Below are 2,265 nucleotides of genomic sequence, written 5' to 3' on the forward strand. Positions count from 1 at the left end.
CTAGTGCCGCATCAGGCAACCTTTGCCCCGTGATGGATGACCAATGTGATGCCACCCGAAGCGGGCGGTATCACCGTGGCCGGCCATCGTGGGGCCGATAGAGTCCGACATCATGCAGAACGAGGGAACGGGCGGCAATCCAGTACGTCGCAGGCTAGAGACACTGGTCGAGCGGTTGAAGCGGGACCTTGATGGGGTCGCTGAGATCAAGCAACGGGACGACGGATGGTTCTGGGATGTCGTGGTCCGCCCTGGGTATGCGGGTCCGCTCGGCTTCTCCTGGCTGTGTCAGGGAGACTCCGCGGACATCGTCTTCGGGGTCGATGCCGGTGGTGTGAGATGGGAACTGGGCCGTTCCGTAGAAGAACTGGATCTTATGGAGACAATCATCGATGCCCTCCTGAGAGGCGATGCCACGGCCGTCTTCGCTTCGGGTCGATGCGAGATGACGATAACCCTTGGCAACGGCAGCAAAGAGGTGCAGAGCAACCGCGACTTCCCCTCCGGCTGCCTGCCCCTTCCTGGATGGTCGCGCTGGGGACGACGTGTTGACTATGAGCCGTACGGCCCGTCAGCAGATGCGTCCAAGTGATGGCTGACAGGCCCTTTCGTTTCCACCCGACCACGGAGAGCACGCCAAACTGTCCGCATGGCTGAACGGGTGCAGGTCCGGGAGATCGATGATGACGAGGGGCGGCGGCTGCTGCGGATCGTCCGCAGAGGTACCGGTTCGGTGGTGACCTGGCGGCGGGCCCAGATGGTGCTGCTGTCAGCCCAGGGCATGCTGGTGTCGAAGATCGCGGAGGTGACGTTCACCAGCGCGGACCGGGCCCGCGACGTGATCCACAACTTCAACGCGGACGGCTTCGACTCGCTCTACCCCAAGTACAAGGGCGGCCGGCCCAGAACGTTCACACTGCCCGAACGCCGTGAGATTAAGAAGATCGCCAAGTCCAAGCCGGCCGAGCACGGCCTGCCGTTCTCGACCTGGAGCCTGGCCAAGCTGGCCGACTTCCTGGTCGCCGAGGGGGTGGTCGACGACATCAGCCACGAGGGCCTTCGCATCCTGCTCCGCGAGGAGGGCGTCTCCTTTCAACGCGTGAAGACCTGGAAGACCTCCCGCGACCCCGACTACGCGGCCAAGAAGGCCCGTGTCGAGCACCTCTACGCGATCGCCGACGGCGAGGTCATACCCGAGGAAGGCGAGCCCGAAGTCATCTTCTGCATGGACGAGTTCGGCCGCTCAACCTCCAGCCCCACCCTGGCCGGCAGTGGGCCGAGCGCGGCGGACGGCACAGGGATCCTGACCGCGAGCCGCGCCCGCGCCGACGGGCGACCTACACCCGCCCGCACGGGGTCCGCCACCTGTTCGCCGCCTACGACCTCGGCAAGGACCAGCTCTACGGGCACATCAAGATGACCAAGAACCGCTCCAAGTTCCTGGAGTTCTGCCGCTACCTGCGCTCGCTGCACCCGATGGACGTGCGGATCGCGATCGTGGCCGACAACTACTCGCCGCACCTGACGACGAAGCGATGTCAGCGGGTCGGGACGTGGGCGGCGGCGAACAACGTCGAGATTGCCTACACTCCGACCAACAGCTCCTGGCTCAACCGGATCGAGGCCCAGTTCACCGCACTGCGCTACTTCGCCCTCGACGGCACCGACCATGCCAGTCACAAGGAACAGGGCAGCATGATCCGCCGGTACATCATCTGGCGGAACAATCACGCCGCCGACAAGCTCCTCACCGCCATCGTGACCAGGGTCAACGCCGCCTAATCGGCGACGGCGCCAGTCGGCGTCACCAAAGGTGCAGGAAGCTGCGGACGTCGTCATAACCGTCGAGAGCTCGACCATCCACGTCCGCCGGGTCCGTTTCAGCACGCACCGCCAGCGACTTCGCCAGCCCAAGGGCGTCGTCGCCGAGATGGCCGAAGCGTCGAGCGGTATGGCCCAGGCACAGGCCGGCCAGCCCGAGAAGCGGACTGCCCGACACTGCGCGCGTCCCGACCTCCATGCACCAGTGCTCGACGAACTCCCGGCCGTCGTCGCTCAAGGCGATTCCGACCAGGGCGTCCGCTGCCTCGCCCTCGTACGAGCGGTCACGCAGGGCCCGCTCAGCCTCTCGACCACGACCTCATGAGGCAGAGCGGGAGGGTTCTCGAAGCTCAGGTGAGAATGCATCCCGCGAGACTACGTGTCCCGCACGATCCGCACTCGACCGGTAAGAACGAGGCGAACGTTGCCTGATGCGGCACTAGG

General features: G+C 65.3%; 2 protein-coding genes and 1 pseudogene. 2 read left to right on the forward strand and 1 reads right to left on the reverse strand.

The window, feature by feature from the left end; all coding sequences use genetic code 11:
* Positions 1–112: 112 nt before the first annotated feature.
* Together ACIRPK_RS36800 and ACIRPK_RS36805 are read left to right on the forward strand one after the other, a co-directional pair.
* Positions 113–592: a hypothetical protein gene (locus ACIRPK_RS36800; protein ID WP_403047297.1), complete on the forward strand. Its 480-nt coding sequence runs from the start codon at positions 113–115 to the stop codon at positions 590–592.
* A gap of 57 nt (positions 593–649) precedes the next feature.
* A pseudogene (locus ACIRPK_RS36805) lies at positions 650–1,782 on the forward strand (IS630 family transposase).
* Positions 1,783–1,804: 22 nt separating this feature from the next.
* Here ACIRPK_RS36805 and ACIRPK_RS36810 read toward each other — a convergent pair.
* Complete coding sequence (locus ACIRPK_RS36810) at positions 1,805–2,059, reverse strand: hypothetical protein (protein ID WP_403047299.1); 255 nt, start codon at positions 2,057–2,059, stop codon at positions 1,805–1,807.
* Between the last annotated feature and the right edge of the window lie 206 nt (positions 2,060–2,265).

The organism is Kitasatospora sp. NPDC101801, from assembly GCF_044766665.1.
Classification (GTDB): domain Bacteria; phylum Actinomycetota; class Actinomycetes; order Streptomycetales; family Streptomycetaceae; genus Kitasatospora.

Excerpts from the sequence above, each read along its gene's own strand:
- ACIRPK_RS36800 (WP_403047297.1), top strand. The coding sequence starts at position 113 with ATGCAGAACGAGGGAACGGGCGGCAATCCAGTACGTCGCAGGCTAGAG.